Here is a 21158-nt window from a genome sequence, read left to right as displayed (position 1 = left end):
CCTCCCGCTTGCGGGAGGGGAGCAGGTTTTGCTATCCCACCAGTGCGAGCCGCGCCTCGGCGGTTCTCAACACTACGTTCGAAACACCCTGCAAGGCTTCGATCCGCGCGGCAAGCTCCCCGTCGAGCAGAAAGTCCCGCCCGAGCAGAATTCGCGCGGTTTTGGCAGGAGCGATCGGCACCGTCGCCCACACTTCGCCGCGTGCCCCGCGCGTATCGGCGAGCATCGCGCCGAGCGCCGCCATCGCGGCGGGCGTCTCCACGCGTAGCTCAATACAGAACCGCGCGTTGCTGGCGAGCGCTTCGAACGGCTGGATCCGCTTGACCGTAACGCGCGGCGTTTCCTCACCCGGACGCCGGTCGAGTTCGACCGTGACCAGTCCACACCCGCCGTTGCGCGCCGCTTCTTCCAGATCAGCGGCGACCGCATCGTCGAAACAGGTCGCGACGAATTGGCCCGACGGATCGGACAGCGTCGCCATCAGATAGCGTTTCCCGCGCGCCGAAGTGCGCCACTTCGCATCCTCGACCAACGCCGCCATCGTCGCCCCGGCGCGGCTGCCATCGTCAGGAATGTTGAGCTCACCCAAGGTGGCGAAACTGCGCGCGCCGTGGAGCTTGGCGAGATGGCTATGTCGGTCGACCGGATGCGCCGAGAAGTAAAAGCCGAACGCCTCGCGCTCCTGCTCCATCCGCTGCGCCATCGTCCAGAGGGCCGACGCCGGCAGCTTGATCGGCGGTTCGGCGGCCTCGGGCGTGCCAAACAGGCCGCCCTGCCCGCTCGTCTTCTGCTCGGTGATCCGCGCGGCGGTCGCGAGGATCGTCTCGGCGCACGCAAAAATCCCGGCGCGATTGTCGTCGAGCGCATCGAACGCCCCCGCCGCCGCGAGCGTTTCGAGCTGACGCTTGTTCATCATCCGCGGATCGACGCGGCGGGCGAGATCGTCGATCGAGGTGAAGCGCCCATTCGCCTCGCGTTCGGCGACGAGTTTCTCCATCGCCCCTTCCCCCACCGATTTGAGCGCGGCGAGCGCATAGCGCACGGCCAAACCGTCGGACGTTGTCTCGACCGAAAAATCGGCCGCGCTGCGGTTGAGATCGGGCGGCAGGATCGCAACGTCGAGCCGCCGCATATCATCGACGAACACGCCGAGCTTGTCGGTCAGGCCCGAATCGAAACACATCGAGGCGGCATAGAATTCGTGCGGGTGGTGCGCCTTGAGCCACGCCGTCTGATACGTCAGCAGCGCATAGGCCGCCGCGTGCGATTTATTGAAGCCGTAGCCGGCGAACTTGTCGATCAAGTCGAACAGTTCGTTGGCCTTTGCGTCTGGAATCCCGTTGACGGTGCGACAGCCCTCAACGAAGCCGGCGCGTTGTGCGTCCATCTCGGACTTGACCTTCTTGCCCATTGCGCGGCGGAGCAAATCGGCACCGCCCAAGGTGAAGCCGGCGAGCACCTGCGCCGCCTGCATCACCTGTTCCTGATAGACGAAGATGCCGTAGGTCTCGGCCAGGATCCCTTCGAGCAAGGGATGCGGATAGAGGATGTCCTCTTGCCCGTTCTTGCGCCGGCCGAACATCGGGATGTTATCCATCGGCCCCGGCCGGTACAACGCGCCAAGCGCGATGATATCCTCGAACACGGTCGGCTTCACCGCCGACAAGGTGCGGCGCATGCCCTCGGATTCAACCTGGAACACGCCGACCGTATTGCCGCTTTGCAACAGCTTGTAGACGCCCTCATCATCCCATTCGAGCGCGTCGAGATCGATCACCACGCCGCGGCTGGCGAGCATATCGAGCGCTTTCTTGAGCACCGACAGCGTCTTGAGCCCGAGAAAATCGAACTTCACCAGCCCCGCGCCTTCGACATATTTCATGTCGAATTGCGTGACGGGCATGTCCGAGCGCGGATCGCGGTAGAGCGGCACCAGTTCAGCGAGCGGACGATCGCCGATCACCACGCCCGCGGCGTGAGTCGAGCTGTGGCGCGGCAGCCCCTCCAGCTTCATCGCCAGATCGAGCAAATGGCGCACGCCGCTATTAGTCTTATATTCGCTGTGCAGCTCCGACACGCCGTCGATTGCGCGTTTGAGCGTCCATGGGTCGGTCGGGTGATTGGGGATCAGTTTGGCCAACCGGTCGATCTGGCCATAGCCCATTTGCAGCACGCGGCCGGTGTCCTTCAACACCGCGCGCGCCTTCAATTTCCCGAAGGTGATGATCTGCGCGACCTGATCGGTGCCGTATTTCGCCTGGACGTAGCGGATGACCTCGCCGCGCCGCGTTTCACAGAAATCGATATCGAAATCGGGCATCGACACGCGTTCCGGGTTGAGGAAGCGTTCGAACAGCAGCCCCAATTTCATCGGATCGAGATCGGTAATCGTCAGCGACCACGCGACGACCGAGCCAGCGCCCGAACCACGGCCCGGGCCGACCGGAATATCATGGTCCTTCGCCCATTTGATAAAATCGGCGACGATCAGGAAATAGCCGGGGAAGCCCATCTGGATGATGACATCGAGTTCGAAATCGAGGCGGGTGCGGTAGGGGGTGCGCCAGTCTTGATGTTCTTCTTCCCTCCCGCTTGCGGGAGGGGTTGGGGGAGGGGCTGTAAGACTGGGCGTCGCGCTCGCGGCACTGCCCTCCCCTAGCCCAGTTTCAGGTGAACGATGCCCCGCATCGTTCAGGTCAGTCTGGGAGACTGACCGACCTGAAACTCGCGAGCGGGAGGGGGACGAAGAAGACAGTTCCGCAATCCGCGCCAGCCGCCGCTCAAGCCCCGCATGCGCATCCGCGCGCAACTTGGCCGCCTCCGCCGTCGGATCGCCCGCGAGACTTGGCAAAATCGGCGCGCGTTTGGGTGCCGCGACGCCGCAGCGTTGCGCGACGACCAGCGTGTTGGCGATCGCCTCGGGCAAATCCGCGAACAGGTCGCGCATCGTCTTGGCGGGCTTCATCCACGCATCGGGCGAGCTGCGTGGGCGGTCTTCGCTGGCGATATAGGTCGAATTTGCGATGCACAGCAGCGCATCATGCGCTTCGCTGAAATCCTCCTCGGCAAAACAGCACGGATTGGTCGCGACCAGCGGCAGATCGCGGTCGTACGCCAGATCGAGCAGCGCGCCCTCGGCCTTGCCCTCGATCTCGTCGAGGCGGCGCGTCAGTTCGATATAGAGCCGGTCCGGGAACAACGCCTGCAACCGGTCGGCATAGGCCAGCGCGCGGTCGGGCTGATCCTCGGCGAACAGCCGCGCGAGGCCGCCTTCGCGCCCCGCAGTCAGCGCGATCAGGCCTTCGGTGCGCCCGGCGAGCGCTGCAAAGTCGACATGCGGGGCGAGATCGAGCGGACGGCCGAGATGCGCCATCGACACGAGCGCGCAGAGGTTTTGATACCCCGCCTCGTCCTGCGCATAGAGCGCGATCCAGTCGAGCACCGGCGTCGCCGCCTCAGGCATGTCGGGACGACATACGCCCAGCATCGTGCCGATCACCGGCTGCACCCCGGCCGCGCGCGCCGCATCAGAGAACGCCATCGCCGCATACAGACCGTTGCGATCGGTCAACGCGGCAGCCGGAAAACCCAGCTCCTGCGCGCGTTTTGCGATGGCTTTGGGCTCGATCGCGCCATCGAGCATGGTGTAAGATGAAAAGATGCGGAGGGGCACGAAACCGGAATGGGACATCGTGGGACTATGGGGTGGCGGACGCGATTCGGGAAGGCGGCATATGGTGGCGCTCGGGACGTTCTTCAGCCGGCTGCGACTGACGCCGTCGTCACCCCGGCCTTGAGCCGGGGTCCCGCTTCCGCCGTCAAACCAATAGATCGAACAGGTCGCGCCAGTCCGGATTGCCGCGCTCGATCAGCTCGAACTTCCACTGCCGACGCCAGCGCTTGAGACGCTTCTCCTGCTCGATACACGACACGATGTCGTCACCGCGCTCAGCCCAGACCAATCGGACCAAGCCGTAGCGTGCGCAAAAATCGGAACCGTCTCCGGAGCGATGCTGATGCACCCTCGCGGCAAGATGCGCGGTCACACCCACATACATTGTGCCACGATAACGATCGGTCATGATGTAGACCCAGCCGCCTTGTCGCTCGCGTCCCATCATTATAGTATCGAAAGAGCGGGACCCCGGGTCAAGCCCGGGGTGACGAGGTGCCGACTACAGCAGTTTCGCGATATCCGCTTCGATCTCCGCAGGCTTGGTCGTCGGCGCATACCGCTCGACCACCTTGCCGTCCTTGCCGACCAGGAATTTGGTGAAGTTCCACTTGATCCCCTCGGTGCCGAGGAAACCCGGGGCCTGCTTCTTCAATTCCACGAACAACGGATCGGCGTTTGATCCGTTGACGTCGACCTTGGCGAAGACCGGGAAGGTCACGTCATAGGTGAGCGAGCAGAAAGTGGCGATTTCTGCGGCATCTCCCGGTTCCTGCGCGCCGAACTGGTTGCACGGGAAGCCGAGCACTTCGAACGGCTGCCCGGCAAACGTGCGGTGCAGCGCCTCAAGCCCCTCATATTGCGGGGTGAAGCCGCATTTGGAGGCGGTGTTGACGATCAGCAGCACCTTGCCGGCATAGGTGGAAAGGTCGACGGGGGTGCCGTCGGCGGCCTTGACGGTCAGATCGGTGATCGTGGTCATGTTTGTTCCCCCTAATCGTGGCGCGACAGCAGGAAGCGCAAATTCTGCCGCACCCCCGGCCATTCGCTGGCGATGATCGAATACACCACAATATCGCGCACCCGGCCATCCATCACCTGATGGTTCCGCAGCACCCCGTCGCGCTTGGCGCCGAGGCGTTCGATCGCGGCTTGCGAGCGTTTGTTGAACCAGTCGGTGCGGATCTGCACCGCGTTGCAGCCCATCACCTCGAACGCCTGGGTCAGCAGCAGCAACTTGGCCTCGGTATTGACGCCGCTGCGCTGCACCGACTTGGCATAGAACGTCCCGCCGATCTCGAGCCGCTTATGCACCGCGCTCATCCGCATGTAGCGGGTCAGGCCGACGAGCATGCCCTCCGGCGTCTCGACCGCAAACGGCATCGCCCGCCCGAAATCGCGTTCCTTGAAGGTTGCCGCCATGAAGGCATCGGGGTCGGACAGGCCCGATACGTTGGTGAAGAAGAGTTCGGTCAACCCACCGTCCGCCGCCGCTGCGATCAGCGCGTCGCGGTCGGCGAGGACGAGCGGGCGGAGAGTGACGTGCTGGCCGACGAGCGTTGGCTGCACCTCCCACGCGCTCACGCGAGCCGCCCCTCGTGCAACCGCACGACACGGTCCATTTTCAAGGCCATTCGCTCGTTATGCGTCGCGATCAACGCAGCCGAGCCTTCGCCGCGCACCAATCGCAGAAATTCGGCGAGGACCACGTCGGCGGTCGCCTCGTCGAGATTGCCGGTCGGCTCATCCGCCAGCACCAGCGCGGGGCGATTGGCGAGCGCGCGGGCGACCGCGACGCGTTGCTGTTCGCCGCCCGACAACTGGCTCGGGCGGTGCGTCAGGCGGTGGCCGAGGCCGAGTGCGGTGAGCAACTCCCCCGCCCGGTCCTTCGCTTGTGCGCGGGTCGCGTCGCGGATCAGCAGCGGGAGTTCGACATTCTCGCTTGCGTTAAAATCGGGCAGCAAATGGTGGAATTGATACACAAAGCCAAGTTTGTCGCGCCGCACCCGTGTGCGCCCGTCGGAATCGAGCCGCGCGGCCTCTTCGCCGTCGATCTTGATCGATCCGCCAAACCCGCCTTCGAGCAAGCCGACGGCTTGCAGCAGCGTCGATTTGCCCGAGCCCGAGGGGCCGAGCAAGGCGACGATCTCGCCCGGACCGACGTGGAGATTGACCCCGCGCAGCACTTCGATCGTCTCGCCGCCCTGGCTGAAGCTGCGCGTCAGGCCCGCAACGTCGAGAACAGAATCAATCATAGCGCAGCACCTGAACCGGATCGGTGCTCGCTGCCTTGAACGCGGGGTAGAGCGTGGCAAGGAAGGTCAGCAGCAAAGCGATGAGGACGATCGCCACCACTTCGACCGGGTTGGTCTTGGCGGGGAGTTCGGTCAGGAAGCGCACTTGCGGGTCCCAGATATTCTGTCCGCTGATCCGCTGGATGAGATCGACCACGCCTTGCCGGAAGGTGAGCGCGATGCCGGCGAGGAGCAGGCCGAGCACGATGCCGAGCGAGCCGATCGTCGTGCCGACGGTCATGAAGATGCGCAGCAACCCGTTGCGCGACGCGCCCATCGTGCGCAGGATCGCGATGTCGCGAGTCTTGGCGCGCACCAGCATGATCAGCGAAGAAGCGATGTTGAATGCCGCCACCAGGATGATCAGGCTGAGCAGGCAGAACATCACCACCCGCTCGACGCTCAGCGCCTCGAACAATTGCGCGTTCATCATCCGCCAGTCCTGCACCACACCGCGGTTGCCGATCTTGTCGGACAGCGGCGCGAGGATTTGGCCGACGCGGTCGGGGTCAGTAGTCTGCAATTCGACCATGCCGACCGAATCGCCGAGCATCAGCAGCGTCTGCGCGTCCTCCATCGGCATGATGACGTAGATCTTGTCGTAATCCGACACGCCGATCGTGAAGATCGCGCCGACGGTATATTGCACGATCCGGGGGACGGTGCCGAACGGCGTCGTCTGGCCTTGCGGGCTGATCAGCGAAATCTGGCTGCCGACGACCGCGCCGAGCGAATCGGCAAGGCCCGATCCAATCGCGATCCGCCCGCTGCCCGGGGTCAGCGAGGCGAGCGAACCCATCACCACTTTGCTGCCGATCGTCTTGTTGGTGCAAATATCGGCGACGCGCATCCCGCGGAGCAACACGCCCTCGACCCGTCCGTTATAGGTGGTCATCAGCGGTTGTTCGATCAGCGGGGTCGCGCTCGTCACCCCCTTTGTCGCCTCGGACAGTTTGACGATATCGCGCCAATCGCGCATTTGACCGCCGTAAGCCTGCACCACGGCATGGCCGTTGAGGCCGACGATCTTGTCGAACAATTCGGCGCGGAAGCCGTTCATCACGCTCATCGTCACGACAAGCGCGAAGACGCCGAGTGTCACGGCGCCCAGGCTGAAGGCGGCAACGATCAGGATGAACGCCTCGCCCTTGCCGGGCAGGAGATAGCGCCGGGCGATCATGCGTTCATAGCGGGACAGGAACATGCCTCGCGCCTTAAGCGGCGGCTGCAGCGCTGGCAACTGTTGCCCGCGTGTTGCGCAATCGCCACAGCAGCGCCGTAATCGGCTCGCTCCGGCCATATTCCTCATGACAAGCCGCGCACTCAGACTTAACGCTTTTGTCACTGACACACAGGCAACGGCCGTGGTTCGGGGATTGCTTTCAGCGCCGCCTTCACAGGCTGGTCGCGAGAGCGAGATGGGGGCTGACGAGCGATCGTCACGCAGGCGTCCGGGTCGGAAACGGCCCGGACGTTTGCATTTGGGCGAAGGCGCGCACGCTGCGCGCCGGTCTGCGCCGCAGATTGCCCAAACCGGACGGCGGACGCGCCAGCGATCCGGCCGACGGCGGCTTTGCCGACCGGCGCTTATAACCCTCTCCCTGTGGGAGAGGGTTGGGTGAGGGCAGCACCGGCGTTTCGATGTCCCCCTGCCCTCACCCTTCCGTCGCTTCGCTCCTCCCTCCCTCTCCCAATGGGAGAGGGAATTAGAACGATTTACTCACCGTCAGCCCGTAGGTGCGCGGATCAGCCGGTTGCCCGACGACCAGCCCGGTGCTGCCCGACTGGATCGCCAGCACCTCGTAATAATCCTGGTCGAACGCATTGCGCACCCAGCCGAAGACGTTGAAGCTGTCCTTCGTCTTGAAACCAAGCCGGAAGTTGCTCAGCGCATAGCCATCGATATTGGTATAAGCCGAAGGCGACGGATTGGACGAGAATTTCGAGCGATAGCTGCCATCGTAGCCGAGATAGATTTGCCCGTCGGTACCCGCGATCCGCAGCGGAATGTCATATTCCGCGCCGTACGAAAACGCCCATTTCGAAACGCCGGGCAAGCGCTGCCCCGAGATATCGCAATTTTGCGGGCTGATCCCGCCGGCGGTCCCCGCCGCGCTCGGCGTCTGCCCGGCGGCCGCGGTGGTGCCGCCGGACAGTTCGGGTGGGCATGGCGCGTCGACGAACTTGACGTATTTGGCATCGGTAAAGGCACCGTTGGCGTACAGACTGAACCGCGAGGTCGGGCGGAAGGCCGAGTCGATCTCAATCCCGCGCGTGCGGACCTTGCCGGCATTGGCGAGATAGCCGCGCAGCACGCCGAGCTGGCCATTGGTGACGGTCGCCTGGTAATCCGAGATGTCGGTCCAGAACGCCGCGAAATTGACGGTGGCGCGACGGTCGAAGAACTGCGTCTTCAGCCCCAGCTCATAGTGATTGACCTGTTCCGGCTTGACCGTCGCCGCCGACAGGATCGGGTTGTTCGCGCCGTCGAGCGGCAAGCCCGACAGATTGATCCCGCCCGATTTATAGCTGCGCGCATAGGTCGCATAGGCATGAATATCGCGCGTAAGGGTGTAGGCGGCGGTGATGTCGCCTGAAACGTTCCATTTGTCGAATTGCGGCGCGTAGCTTTGCGGAGCGAGCACGCCGCGCTGGTCGCTGTTGAGCGTTGCGCTGCCGGCGCCCGTCGTCACGACCGAAACGTACGATCCGTCCTTCTTGTCATAATTGACACGCAGGCCGCCCGCGATCTGGAACGCGTCGCTCGCATGCCAGGTCAGTTTGCCGAACACGGCGGCGCTGGTGTTGGTGAAGCCGATCGTGTTGACGGCGGTCAGCCCGTTCAACACCGCCGGATTGCTGGCATTGGCGCTGGTCGGATTGAGCAGGAAACGGCTCGCCGCCGAACCCTGGACTTGCAGGCCTTGCGTATCGATCTTCTGATAGAAATAGAAGGCACCCGCGACGTAATCAAACGTGTGTTTGCCGTTCGAGGCGATCCGCAGTTCCTGGCTGAACTGGCTTTGCTGCGACGGGTTGGCGGAGACGGTCGTGACCGGGAGCCCGATGAAATCGCGATCGCTGCTCGGCACCCAATCCCAGAAGCGATAGGCGGTGACCGAGGTCAGCGTGGCAGCGCCGAGATCGAGATTGGCGACGAGCGAGGTGCCGCCAAGCTTCTGCTTGGCGAGCGGGACGGTGTCGAGATCGGTGACGCGGTCAAACGCGTTGGTCGAGGGTACGCTATAGCCGAAGGCCGCCGCCAGCGCGGCATATTGCCGGCTGAGCGGGCGCTGCGTCGCGCCGGTGCGGACGTAATATTGCACGCAGCAGCGTGGATTCTGCGCGTTGTAATCACCGTACAGCGTCAGATCGAGCGTGTCGGTCGGCTTCCATAGCAGCTGCCCGCGGAAACTCTGATTGTCCTGGCTGTTCTGAAATTCGTTGATCCGCGTGTTGTAGATCGTGCCTTGCCGCGTAGTGATCGACGTCGACAGCCGGATCGCAAGTTTGTCGTCGATCAGCGGACCCGAGACCGACGCCTTCCCCTGAAAAAATCCGTAATTGCCGCCGGTGAGTTCGACCCGGCCCTCGAACCCGGTCAGATTCGCCTTGCGCGTATAGATATTGATCGCGCCCGCCGTCGTATTCTTGCCGTAGAGCGTACCCTGCGGCCCGCGCAGGATTTCGATCCGGTCGGTATCGGTGAAATCGAACGTCGCAGAGGCGATCCGGCTGTAATAGACTTGATCGACATAAATGCCGACGCCCTGTTCGATCCCGTCGTTGGTGAGGCCAAAGGGCGCGCCGAGACCGCGGATGTTGGCGGCGGAATTGCGCGGGTTGGTCGAATAGAATTGCAAGCTCGGTTGGAGCTGCGTGATGCGGTTGACATTGTACGCGCCGACATCGGCAAGCGCTTGCCCGCCGAGCACCGAGATCGCGATCGGCACGGTCTGCACCGTTTCGGAGCGACGCCGCGCGGTCACGACGATGTCACCGCTGCCGCCACCGCTTTGTTGCGCGGTGCCGAGCCGGCCTGCGTCAGGCTGTTCGGCGGGAGCCGGTTGCGGGGGGGCGGGCGTGGTGGTGGCTTGAGCGAGCAGGATGAGCGGCAAATGCGCGAGCATGAAGATCCCCTAGGGTACCGGGGCACTTCCCCGAGTCGCTGCATAATGCCTATCGATTAGGGGGATTATCACGGGGGATGAATCTTTCGGGCCCGAAAGTTCGGCTTTAGCCTAACGAAAATCTGCGGTTTCGCCCCTTGAACCGACGACGAGACGAACCAAATTCGCGACGTGTGGCGCCGCAATGGGCCGCACCGGGCCGGTCGCACTTCAATGGACCTTGGCCCGAAGATGCAAACTCGCTTGATGAGGAGACGATCAATGCGTCAGTTCGATTTGACCCCCTATCGCCGTTCGACCGTCGGGTTCGACCGGCTGTTCGACATGCTCGAGGCCAGCGCACGCCAATCGAGCGCGGACAATTATCCGCCGTTCAACCTTGAACGGCTCAATGGCGACCATTTCCGGATCACGCTGGCGGTCGCCGGTTTTGCCCGTGACGAGATCGAGATCGTCGCGCAGCAAAATCTGCTGCAGGTGAAGGGCCGCAAGGAGGCGAGCGACGAAACCTCCGGGGCGTTTCTGCATATCGGCATTGCCAACCGCAGCTTCGAGCGCCGCTTCGAACTCGCCGATTTCGTGCGGGTCGAGGATGCGCGGCTGAACGACGGTCTGCTGACCATCGATTTGGTCCGCGAAGTGCCCGAGGCGATGAAGCCCAAGACGATCGCGATCAAGACCGGCGCGCCGCTGGCCGCGGTCGAGGATCAGGGTGCAGCGCAGGCGGCGTAGCACCGCTGCATCGGGCCGCCCGGAGCCATCCGGGCGGCCTTATTTCCGATCCGGCGTCAATCCTGCCGCTTTAAGTTCTTGGTCGTCGATCGCATGATTTATGATCGATTCGACCGCAGCCTCACCAAGACGTCGCGCGGTCTCAAGCGCGGCTCGCGGTGTCAGCGATACGTCGACATCCGCAGGTCCCTGCATGTGGACGGCATTGTCACCTGATTCCACATCGCTCGCTTGGTCCTGGACCGGCTTTTCTTCCACGCTACACGCCTCAAATAGGAGGAGCGATTGTCCCATATTCGGGCCGAGTGCACAAACGGATCATTCCGTGTGTTCTTCGCAACTTGTCGATTCGTCGCGTGTCAGACGAGTCGAGACTGCCGCACCGCCGCCCCGATAAAGCTCGCGAAGAGCGGGTGCGGGTCGAACGGCTTGCTCTTCAATTCCGGATGAAATTGCACGCCGACAAACCAGGGATGGTCGGGCCGCTCGACGATTTCCGGAAGCATCCCGTCTGGTGACATGCCGCTGAACACCAGGCCGCCCTTTTCCAGCGCTTCGCGATACGCGGTGTTGACCTCGTAGCGATGACGATGGCGTTCGGAGATGTCAGTGCCGCCGTAGATGCTGGAGACGACCGAATTGCCGTCGAGCGTGGCGGGATAGGCGCCGAGCCGCATCGTCCCGCCGAGATCGCCGCCGGCTTCGCGCGTCTGGACGCCTTCGGCCGACATCCATTCGGTGATCATGCCGACGACCGGTTCCGCGGTCGGGCCGAACTCGGTGGAGGATGCCGCCGCGATCCCAGCGAGATCGCGCGCGCCCTCGACGCACGCCATCTGCATCCCGAAACAGATGCCAAAATACGGAATATCGCGTTCACGCGCGAAGCGGACGCTGGCGATCTTGCCCTCGGCACCACGCTCACCAAAGGCACCGGGGACGAGGATCGCATGCATCGGCTCGAGTCGCGCGGCGATATCGGCATCGTCGGCCTCGAACAGTTCGGCATCGATCCATTCGATGTTGACCTTCACGCGGTTGGCGATGCCGCCATGGACGAGCGCTTCGTTGAGCGACTTGTATGCGTCCTGCAGTCCGACATATTTGCCAACGACGCCGATCGTCACTTCACCCTCGGGATTGGTCAGCCGGTCCATAATGTCGGTCCAGCGTGTTAAGTCGGGCGCGCTGCCGGGCAGGATGCCGAAGGCGTTGAGGACGGCGTCGTCCAACCCCTCCTGATGATATTGCACCGGGACCGCGTAGATGCTCTTGGCATCGAGCGCCGGGATGACCGCTTCCTTGGCCACGTTGCAGAACAAGGCGATCTTGGCGCGGTCACTTTCAGGCAAGGGCTGTTCGCAGCGGCACACCAGCACATCCGGCTGTACGCCCAAGGCGGCGAGTTCGCGGACCGAATGCTGCGTCGGCTTGGTCTTCAGCTCGCCCGCCGCAGCGATGTAGGGCACCAACGTGACGTGGATGCTGACCGAATTGCCGCGACCGAGATCATTGCGCAGCTGGCGGATCGCTTCGATGAAGGGGAGCGATTCGATATCGCCGACCGTCCCGCCGATTTCGCATAGTACGAAATCGAGATCCTCGGTCTGCGCCTGCGCGAATTCCTTGATGGCGTCGGTCACGTGCGGGATGACCTGCACCGTTGCGCCGAGATAATCGCCACGCCGTTCGCGCGTGATGATTTGCTGATAGATCCGGCCCGAGGTGACATTGTCCGACTGGCGCGATGCGACGCCGGTGAAGCGTTCGTAGTGGCCGAGATCAAGATCGGTCTCCGCCCCGTCGTCGGTGACATAGACTTCGCCGTGCTGGTACGGCGACATCGTGCCGGGATCGACGTTAAGATACGGATCGAACTTGCGAATTCGCACGCGATAGCCGCGCGCTTGCAGCAACGCCGCGAGGCTCGCCGCCATAAGACCCTTGCCGAGCGAGGAAACCACGCCGCCGGTGATGAAAATGAACCGCGCCATGGGAGCAAAGGCCTAGCGTCAAGCGGGGTGGCACGGCAAGCGCGCGACTCCGGCGATTGTGGAAAACTGCGCGGCCTCGGCGGACCGCGAACGGCTTATTGGGCGAGCGGGACGGTATTGTTATCGGCGGGCGGTGCCGCCTGGTTCTGCAACGCGCTTTGCGCGCCGGCCGCAAACGGCGCGGCATTTGGATCACCCGCCGGCGCGGGCAGCGCCGGCGCCGTGGTTGAAGCGCCCCGCGCGAGCGATGTGTCGATCTTGGTGCTGCGTCCCTGCGCCGCCAATACCGCCAGCACGATGCTGAGCGCGATGAACGACGCCCCAAGGATCGATGTGGCGCGCGTCAGGAAATCGGCTGCGCCGCGCGCGGACATCAGTCCCGACGGGCTCCCGCCCATGCCGAGCCCGCCGCCTTCGGACTTCTGCACGAGGATGACGCCGACGAGCGCGGCCGCAATGACGGCATGGACGACGAGGAGGAACTGGAAAAGGAACATGAAGCGGGCTGAATCCTTGATGCTGCGTGCAGCGAAGCCGGGCACATAGGCGAGGTGCCGCGTCCGATCAACCGCTGCGGACATCCGCCGGTTCGCCCCGACATTTCGACACCGTATTGAAACCTGATGGCATTCGGCGCGTTAGGGCTTGAGGAAGATCCCCGATTGTGGGGATGTGCCGAGTTATTTGCGGACATTTACCGTGGCTTTAACCTCCGATCATGCCCTTTCCGAATGGATGCGAACGCTCGTCGATTACGTTCGTTCGGGGGAACCCGATCTTACCAACCGCCAAATGGCCTTACTGCTCGTCGTCTATCTCAAACCCGGGCCGCATACGGTGCGCGGATTGGCTGCGATGCTCAACGTCTCGAAACCGGTTGTCACGCGCGCCTTGAACAGGCTCGGCACCCTGGGCTATCTGCGCCGTCAACGCGACGACAACGACAAGCGCAACATCTTCGTCGCGCGTACCGCCGAGGGGGCAGAGTTTCTTGACGACTTCGGACAGTTCATCGGCGACAGCACGCCACAATCGACCAACGGACGCGCTCCCGCTCGCGCCGTCCGCAGCGCCGCCGCGTAACAGCTTCGCGTTGCGGGGAGCCTCGGTCCCGCTGGACCCGCTGCACAACGCCGTGCGGCGCGATCTCGCCGACATCCGCCTCGCGGATCGCGTCTTTGCGCCGCATTATGCGGCATCGGTTCAACGGGTTGTCGTTTCGGCGACCCCTTTGCGGACGGGGGTGGACTTGCAATCCGGCGATCTGGCCGACCTCGCGATCGGCGAGGTTTTCGAAGTGCTCGAATTCGTGAAAGGCCGCGCCTGGGGCCGCTCCCCCGCGCATGATCTGGTCGGCTATGTCGATGCAGATGCCTTGTCCTGGCCGAGCGCATGAGCGTCTCGCTCTTCATCGACGGGGCGGCGGGAACCACCGGACTCGAAATCCGCGAGCGTTTGGCAGGGCGCACCGACGTATCGCTGATCGAACTCGACGATTCGCGGCGCAAGGATCCGGCGGCGCGCGCTGAAGCGCTCAACGACAGCGATTTCGTGATTCTGTGCCTGCCCGACGATGCTGCGCGCGAGGCGGTCGCGCTGATTGCCAACGATCGCACGCGCGTGATCGACGCATCGACCGCGCACCGCACGACGGATGGCTGGACGTACGGTTTCCCCGAACTCGAGCCGTTCCAGAGCGCCGCCGTCGCTGAGGCGAAGCGGGTGAGCAATCCCGGCTGCTATCCGACCGGGTTTCTGGCGTTGATCCGGCCATTGGTGCGTGCGGGGCTGGTGCCGGTCGATTGGGCGGTCAGCGTAAATGCCGTGTCGGGCTATTCGGGCGGCGGAAAGACGATGATTGCGGACTTTGAAGGCGTCAATCCACCCCCAGCGGCGCACGCTTATGCGCTGGGCCTCGCGCACAAGCATGTGCCCGAGATGCAGAAGCACGCCCGGCTCGAACATCCGCCCATCTTCATGCCCTCGGTCGCCAACACCTATCGCGGCATGATCGTCGAAATCGGGCTGCCGCTGCACATGTTCACGCGTCGCCCGACCTTGCACGTGTGCGAAGCGGTGCTGCGCGAGGCCTATGTCGACAGCAAGGTAATCCGCATCGGCTCCGGCGAAGACACAGTGGCGCGGATCGAGGACGATGCCGGAACCGATCGGCTGACGCTGCGCGTGTGCGGCAACGCCGATACGGGGCAGGCCCGCTTGATCGCCACGCTCGACAATCTCGGCAAGGGTGCCGCTGGCGCGGCGGTGCAGAACCTGAATATCATGGCCGGGTTCGATCCCGTTGCCGGTTTAACGCTTTAGCTTACGTATTCACCTTGGCGGCGCGTGTCTGCGTGATTAGGGAACCCCTTCCCCAGGAGGTCGCTTCGCAATGCATGTTCGCACGCCCGTCGCCAAGCTGTTGCTGTTCGGCGCGACCGGAGACCTTGCACAGCGCATGCTGCTGCCCTCGCTCTATGGCTTGCACGCCGATGGATTATTGCCCGAAGGGCTGACGATCACCGGCACCGCCCGCTCCGAGCATAGCGATGCGAGCTATCGCAAGTTTGCGAAGGCCGCGCTCGACGAATTTCTGCCGGCTGACCGCAAGGACGAGAAGGCCGCGAAAAGCTTTTTGGAGCGGTTGCAGTATCAGTCGCTCGATGCGACCGACCTGACGCATTACCAGCAACTCGCCGAAAAAGTGGGAGATGTGTCGGGCGGCCTCGCGATCTTCCTGTCGACCGCACCATCGCTGTTCGAAGCGGTGATCCGTGGGCTCGATTCGGCGGGGCTTGCCGGTGCGACGGTGCGGATCGGGCTGGAGAAACCGCTCGGCTACGATCTTGCCTCGAGCCGCGAGATCAATGACACCGTTGCCTCGGCCTTTTCGGAGGATCGCACCTTCCGGATCGACCATTATCTCGGCAAGGAAACGGTGCAGAACATTCTTGCGCTGCGGTTCGGCAACAGTTTCTTCGAGCCGGTGTGGAATGCGCGCGGGATCGACAACATCCAGATCACGATTTCGGAGACGGTCGGGCTCGAGGAGCGCGCGGCGTATTATGACGGTGCCGGCGCTTTGCGCGACATGGTCGCCAACCATATGCTGCAGTTGCTCGCGCTGATCGCGATGGAGCCGCCCGCGCGCTTCGACGGCACCGCGATTCGCGACGAGAAAGCCAAGGTGTTCCGGTCGCTCCGCACGATCGAACCCGCCGACGCGCCGCTTATGTCGGTGACCGGCCAATATGCCGCTGGCGCGAGCGGGGGCGAGATCGTCAAAGGCTATATCGATGAACTCGGCAAGCCTTCCACCACCGAGACGTTCGTCGCGATCAAGGCGCATGTCGACAATTGGCGGTGGCAGGGCGTGCCCTTCTACCTGCGCACCGGCAAGCGCATGACGACCCGGCGGAGCGAAATTGCGATCCAGTTCAAGCCCGTGCCGCATTCGATGTTTTCGAATCGCGGCGGACTGCTCCAGCCCAACGTGCTGGTAATACGGCTGCAGCCCGAGGAATATGTCCAGATGCTGATGATGGCGAAGGAGCCGGGCCTCGACCGCGACGGGATTCGCTTGCGCGAAGTGCCGCTGAATCTCAGTCTCGATGCCGAATTCGCCGGAAAGCCGCGCCGTATCGCGTATGAGCGGTTGCTGCTCGATCTCATCGAAGGCGATCAAACGCTGTTCGTGCGGCGCGACGAGGTCGAGGCGCAATGGATGTGGATCGACGCGATCCGCGCCGGTTGGGTGGCGAACGACATGAAGCCCAAGAATTACGCCTCGGGCAGCTGGGGGCCAAGTGCGGCGATCGCGCTGACCGAACGTGACGGGGTGACCTGGCAGGACGACTAGCGCTCGTCACCCCGGACTTGTTCCGGGGTCCACCGCGCCTCACAGGCGTTGTGTGCGATTGAAAAGTGGACCCCGGAACAAGTCCGGGGTGACGGAATGAGGTTTTTATGAGCGACGACGACCGTGAAATCGAATGGTGGGATTATGAGAATGCCGACGAGATGGCGGCGGCCGTCGCGGGCGATATCGGCTTTATCATCGACAGCGCGATCGATGCGCGCGGCGCGGCGGTGATCGCGCTTTCGGGCGGCAAGACGCCGATCCCGATCTATGCCAAGCTGGCCGCCGCCAAGCACGACTGGAAGCGCGTGACGATTGTCCCCGTCGATGAACGGATCGTGCCGCTGGGCGATCCGCTGTCAAACGTCACGATGATCGCTAAGGCGTTCCTGCCCAAGGGCGCGCGCGTCAAGCCGATCGTCCCTAACGCGACGGCCGATTACAAGGCTGCGGGCCGCTCCGCCGATGCGTTGATGCAGGATCTGCACTGGCCGCTCGATCTGTGTCTGCTCGGCGTCGGCGCCGACGGCCATACCGGATCGATCTTTCCCGGCCCCGATTACGACGAAGCGCTGTCCGGCCCGAAGGAGCGCCGCGCCTTGGGCGTGATGCCCGATCCGATGCCCAAGGACGCGCCGGTCGCTCGCGTAACGCTCAGCCGCGAGGCGATGATCTCCGCACGCGCGCTGATCATTGCGGTCATCGGCGACGCCAAGAAAAAGGTGATCGAGGACGCGATCAAACAGGGACCGTCGTCGAAATATCCGATCGGGCGCGTGCTGGCGGATGCCGAACTGCCGGTGGATATCCACTGGGCGGCGGAGTGATGCGCCCCGCTTTTCGTCACCCCGGACTTGTTCCGGGGTCCACGCTTCACCAAAACGCCCGCTGCGTTGCTCGGTGGACCCCGGCACAAGGCCGGGGTGACGAAGTAGCGAAATGACCGCCCTCCACCCAGAAATCGCCGCGGTCACCGACCGGATCATCACCCGGTCGAAGCCCACGCGCGATGCCTATCTCGCGCTGATCGGTCGCGCGCGCGACACGCATATCGCGCGCCCGGCGATGGGCTGCGCGAATGCCGCACACGCCTATGCCGGGACCGAGGAGGACCGCCCGACGCTGACCAGCGGCAAGGCGATGAATATCGGGATCGTCACCTCGTATAACGACATGCTCTCGGCGCATGCGCCTTACTATCGCTATCCCGAGCAGATGAAGGTGTGGGCGCGTGAAGCGGGGGCGACCGCGCAAGTCGCGGGCGGCGTGCCGGCGATGTGCGACGGTGTCACGCAAGGCTATGCCGGGATGGAGCTGTCGCTGTTCAGCCGTGATACGATCGCGCTCTCGACCGCCATCGCGCTCAGCCACGGCATGTTCGAGGGCGCGGCGTTGCTCGGCATTTGCGACAAGATCGTACCGGGCTTGCTGATGGGTGCGCTGCGTTTCGGGCATTTGCCGATGGTGTTCATCCCCGCCGGGCCAATGCCCTCGGGCCTCGCCAACAAGGCCAAGGTCGCGGTGCGCGAGGCGTTTGCCGAGGGCAAAGTCGGCCGCGAGGCGCTGCTCGAGGCCGAGATCGGCGCGTATCATTCCAAGGGCACCTGCACCTTTTACGGCACTGCCAATTCCAATCAGATGATGATGGAAATGATGGGGCTGCACATGCCCGGCGCTGCCTTCGTCAACCCCGGCACCAAGTTGCGGCAGGAATTGACGCGCGCCGCAGTGCACCGCTTGCCGCAAATCGGCTGGAGTGGGGATTGCTATCGCCCGCTCGGGCTGTGCGTCGATGAGAAGGCAATCGTGAACGCGGCAATCGGTCTGCTCGCGACCGGCGGATCGACCAATCATTTGCTCCATCTGCCCGCCATCGCGGCGTGCGCGGGGATCGTGATCGACTGGGAGGATTTCGACCGTCTGTCCAAGGCAATCCCGCTGATTGCGCGAGTCTATCCCAATGGCTCGGCCGACGTGAACGGGTTCGAGCAGGCGGGCGGGATGGCCTTCGTGATCCGCGAACTCGCCGATGCCGGACTGTTGCACCGCGATCTGCTGACGGTCGCCGGGGAGGATATGACTGATTACGGGCGCAAGCCGGTGCTCGATGACTCCGAAGCGCTTGCCTGGGTCGATCCCGGCGCGAGCGGCGACGATACGATCCTCCGCGCGCCAGCCGCACCCTTCGCGCCCGAGGGGGGGGTTCGCATCCTTACCGGCAATCTCGGCCGCGCCTGCATCAAGGTCTCGGCGGTCGAGCGCGATCGCTGGACGATCGAAGCGCCGGCGCGCGTCTTTCAGGACCAAGCTGCCGTCCTCGCCGCGTTCCAGGCGGGCGAGCTCGACCGTGATGTCGTCGTGGTGATGCGCTTTCAGGGCCCGCGCGCCAATGGCATGCCCGAATTGCACAAGCTCACGCCAGCGCTCGGCGTTCTGCAAAATCGCGGCTTCCGGGTCGCGCTCGTCACCGACGGGCGCATGTCGGGGGCGAGCGGCAAGGTACCCGCCGCAATCCATTGCTCGCCTGAAGCCTTGGGTGACGGACCGCTGTCGCGCGTGCGTGATGGCGATGTGATTCGGCTCGATGCCGCCGCGGGCGACCTGTTCGCGCGGGTCGATCCGGCGGAATGGGCGGCGCGCACCCCCGCCACCGCGCCGCCCGAGGCCGAAGGCATGGGCCGCGAGTTGTTCGGGCTGTTCCGCGCAAATGCCAATGAAGCCGAACGCGGTGCCTCGCCATTGCTGACGGGCATGGGGTGGTGAGTATGTCTCACAATGTGCTCCACCCCGGCGAAGGCCGGGGCCCAGTAGCGAAGATTGTCGTTCCCGCGCGCTGTGCATCCCCCCGCATGTCTCGCAACTGCGCCCCGGCTTTCGCCGGGGTGGAAGCAGCGGAGTTTCCATGCAGTTAGTTTCAGTAGATCTTGGCGGCACGCACGCGCGCTTCGCGCTGGCCGAGGTGGCCGAGGGCTGTGTCGTCTCGCTTGGCGAGCCGGTCACGCTCAAGACCGCCGAATATGCAAGCTTGCAGACCGCCTGGGAGGCGTTCGGGCAGCACGTGGGCACCCCCCTGCCCCGCGCCGCCGCGATCGGGATCGCCTCCCCGATCGGTGGCGAGCTGATCAAGATGACCAACAATCCGTGGATCATCCGCCCCGCGCTGATCCCGGAGCGATTGAACGTCGACAGCTATGTGCTGATCAACGATTTCGGCGCGATCGGCCATGCCGTGGCGCAAGTCGCGCCCGAGCATTTTACGCATGTCTGCGGCCCTGACGTGGCGCTGCCGCAAAGCGGATCGATCACCGTCTGCGGCCCCGGCACGGGTCTGGGCGTCGCACAGGTGCTGCGGGTGAAAGACGGCTATCATGTGATTGAAACCGAAGGCGGGCATCAGGATTTTGCACCGCTCGATGGGATCGAGGATGCTTTGCTCAAGCGGCTGCGCAAGACGTTTACGCGCGTCTCGATGGAGCGCGTGGTCGCTGGCCCCGGGATCGTCGCGATCTACCAGACGCTCGCCGAAATCGAGGGCCGCGCGATCCAGCAGATCGACGACAAGGCGATCTGGACGCTGGCGCTCGAGGGCGGCGACAGCCTCGCACTCGCCGCGCTCGACCGTTTCTGTCTGGCGCTTGGCGCTGTGGCGGGCGATCTGGCGCTGGCGCACGGGCCGAATGCGGTGGTGATTGCCGGTGGGCTTGGGCTGCGGCTGAAAGATCGCTTGCTGCAATCGGGGTTCGAACAGCGCTTCACCGCCAAGGGGCGCTTTCAGGGGCTGATGAAGTCGGTGCCCGTCAAGATCATCACGCACCCGCAACCCGGCCTGTTCGGCGCGGCGGCGGCGTTTGCACAGGAACATGCCCGATGAGTATCGAACAGATCATGCGCACCAGCGCGGTCATCCCCGTGCTCGTGATCGACGATGCCGCGACCGCACGACCGCTCGCCGAGGCGCTCGTCGCGGGCGGCCTCAAGGTGCTCGAAGTGACACTGCGCACGCCGGCTGCGCTCGACGCGATCCGCGAGATGAAAAAGGTCCCCGGCGCGATCGTGGGGGCGGGCACGGTGGTGAACCCGGAACAGTTCGCAGCCGCCATGGATGCGGGTGCCGAGTTCATCGTCTCGCCGGGCCTGACCGAGCGCCTCGCACAGCCGATCATCGCGAGCGGCGTGCCGTTCCTCCCCGGCATCGCCAATGCGGCGGACATCATGTTGGGGCTCGATCTGGGCCTTGCCCATTTCAAATTCTTCCCGGCCGAGGCGAATGGCGGGTTGAAGGCACTGAAGGCGCTGGCCGCGCCGTTCTACCAGTGCCGCTTCTGCCCGACCGGCGGCATCACCGAGGCAAGCGCGCCGGAATGGCTTGGGTTCGTTCCCGTGTTGTGCGTTGGCGGAAGCTGGGTGACGCCGAAGGGCGCGAGTATGGCGGAGGTCGAGGCGTTGGCGCGCGCGGCGAGCGAGCTGCGCGCTTAA

At 64.1% G+C, this 21158-nt stretch carries 19 protein-coding genes; 9 read left to right on the top strand and 10 right to left on the bottom strand.

Going from position 1 to position 21158, the window contains the following annotated elements; genetic code table 11:
• Positions 1-31: 31 nt before the first annotated feature.
• From dnaE to IEV62_RS11945, 7 genes are all read right to left on the bottom strand, one after another.
• On the bottom strand, positions 32-3691 hold the full coding sequence (gene dnaE / locus IEV62_RS11975) for a DNA polymerase III subunit alpha (RefSeq protein WP_188447755.1): 3660 nt from the start codon (positions 3689-3691) through the stop codon (positions 32-34).
• A 127-nt stretch (positions 3692-3818) separates the two neighbouring features.
• A complete protein-coding gene (locus IEV62_RS11970) occupies positions 3819-4118 on the bottom strand; it encodes a GIY-YIG nuclease family protein (RefSeq protein WP_188447867.1) in 300 nt (99 codons plus the stop codon).
• 57 nt (positions 4119-4175) lie between these two features.
• Complete coding sequence (locus IEV62_RS11965) at positions 4176-4655, bottom strand: glutathione peroxidase (protein ID WP_229733081.1); 480 nt, start codon at positions 4653-4655, stop codon at positions 4176-4178.
• Positions 4656-4666: 11 nt separating this feature from the next.
• Positions 4667-5257, bottom strand: coding sequence for a GNAT family N-acetyltransferase (locus IEV62_RS11960; protein WP_188447753.1), 591 nt, complete (start codon positions 5255-5257; stop codon positions 4667-4669).
• Positions 5254-5928 carry an ABC transporter ATP-binding protein gene (locus IEV62_RS11955; RefSeq protein WP_373868590.1) on the bottom strand — a complete coding sequence of 225 codons (675 nt, stop codon included), beginning with the start codon at positions 5926-5928 and terminating at the stop codon, positions 5254-5256. Before IEV62_RS11955 ends, IEV62_RS11960 begins: the two co-directional genes overlap by 4 nt.
• Positions 5921-7171, bottom strand: coding sequence for a lipoprotein-releasing ABC transporter permease subunit (locus IEV62_RS11950; RefSeq protein WP_188447752.1), 1251 nt, complete (start codon positions 7169-7171; stop codon positions 5921-5923). The genes IEV62_RS11955 and IEV62_RS11950 overlap by 8 nt, the downstream gene beginning before the upstream one ends.
• Positions 7172-7673: 502 nt before the next feature.
• Positions 7674-10097 (bottom strand): TonB-dependent receptor, encoded by a 2424-nt coding sequence (locus IEV62_RS11945; protein WP_188447750.1) that lies wholly within the window; start codon positions 10095-10097, stop codon positions 7674-7676.
• Positions 10098-10358: 261 nt separating this feature from the next.
• On the opposite strand from IEV62_RS11945, the gene IEV62_RS11940 reads away from it, so the two are divergent.
• On the top strand, positions 10359-10829 hold the full coding sequence (locus IEV62_RS11940; RefSeq protein WP_188447748.1) for an Hsp20 family protein: 471 nt from the start codon (positions 10359-10361) through the stop codon (positions 10827-10829).
• Between the two features lie 39 nt (positions 10830-10868).
• Here the strand turns inward: IEV62_RS11940 and IEV62_RS11935 are convergent, their stop codons facing one another.
• From IEV62_RS11935 to secG, 3 genes are all read right to left on the bottom strand, one after another.
• Positions 10869-11087 (bottom strand): hypothetical protein, encoded by a 219-nt coding sequence (locus tag IEV62_RS11935; protein ID WP_188447746.1) that lies wholly within the window; start codon positions 11085-11087, stop codon positions 10869-10871.
• Between the two features lie 101 nt (positions 11088-11188).
• The gene (gene pyrG, locus IEV62_RS11930) at positions 11189-12823 is read right to left on the bottom strand and encodes a CTP synthase (protein WP_188447744.1); all 1635 of its coding nucleotides are present in this window, start codon (positions 12821-12823) and stop codon (positions 11189-11191) included.
• A 95-nt stretch (positions 12824-12918) separates the two neighbouring features.
• Entirely contained in the window at positions 12919-13320 is a 402-nt protein-coding gene (gene secG / locus IEV62_RS11925) for a preprotein translocase subunit SecG (protein WP_188447861.1), read from the bottom strand.
• A gap of 238 nt (positions 13321-13558) precedes the next feature.
• Here secG and IEV62_RS11920 point away from each other — a divergent pair, with 238 nt between their 5' ends.
• The 8 genes from IEV62_RS11920 to eda all read left to right on the top strand — a co-directional run bounded on the left by IEV62_RS11920 (position 13559) and on the right by eda (position 21158).
• Entirely contained in the window at positions 13559-13906 is a 348-nt protein-coding gene (locus IEV62_RS11920) for a MarR family transcriptional regulator (RefSeq protein ID WP_229733079.1), read from the top strand.
• Positions 13907-13916: 10 nt separating this feature from the next.
• Positions 13917-14219 (top strand): SH3 domain-containing protein, encoded by a 303-nt coding sequence (locus tag IEV62_RS11915; RefSeq protein ID WP_229733077.1) that lies wholly within the window; start codon positions 13917-13919, stop codon positions 14217-14219.
• The gene (gene argC, locus IEV62_RS11910) at positions 14216-15145 is read left to right on the top strand and encodes an N-acetyl-gamma-glutamyl-phosphate reductase (RefSeq protein WP_188447740.1); all 930 of its coding nucleotides are present in this window, start codon (positions 14216-14218) and stop codon (positions 15143-15145) included. The genes IEV62_RS11915 and argC overlap by 4 nt, the downstream gene beginning before the upstream one ends.
• A gap of 70 nt (positions 15146-15215) precedes the next feature.
• Positions 15216-16682 (top strand): glucose-6-phosphate dehydrogenase, encoded by a 1467-nt coding sequence (zwf, locus tag IEV62_RS11905; protein WP_188447738.1) that lies wholly within the window; start codon positions 15216-15218, stop codon positions 16680-16682.
• Between the two features lie 107 nt (positions 16683-16789).
• Complete coding sequence (gene pgl, locus IEV62_RS11900) at positions 16790-17509, top strand: 6-phosphogluconolactonase (protein WP_188447736.1); 720 nt, start codon at positions 16790-16792, stop codon at positions 17507-17509.
• Between the two features lie 112 nt (positions 17510-17621).
• Positions 17622-19445: a phosphogluconate dehydratase gene (gene edd / locus IEV62_RS11895; RefSeq protein WP_188447734.1), complete on the top strand. Its 1824-nt coding sequence runs from the start codon at positions 17622-17624 to the stop codon at positions 19443-19445.
• A gap of 139 nt (positions 19446-19584) precedes the next feature.
• The gene (glk, locus tag IEV62_RS11890) at positions 19585-20553 is read left to right on the top strand and encodes a glucokinase (RefSeq protein WP_188447733.1); all 969 of its coding nucleotides are present in this window, start codon (positions 19585-19587) and stop codon (positions 20551-20553) included.
• Complete coding sequence (eda, locus tag IEV62_RS11885) at positions 20550-21158, top strand: bifunctional 4-hydroxy-2-oxoglutarate aldolase/2-dehydro-3-deoxy-phosphogluconate aldolase (RefSeq protein WP_188447731.1); 609 nt, start codon at positions 20550-20552, stop codon at positions 21156-21158. The genes glk and eda overlap by 4 nt, the downstream gene beginning before the upstream one ends.

Source organism: Sphingomonas psychrolutea (genome assembly GCF_014636175.1).
GTDB lineage: Bacteria > Pseudomonadota > Alphaproteobacteria > Sphingomonadales > Sphingomonadaceae > Sphingomonas > Sphingomonas psychrolutea.
This window is presented reverse-complemented; position numbering and strand designations above follow the sequence as displayed.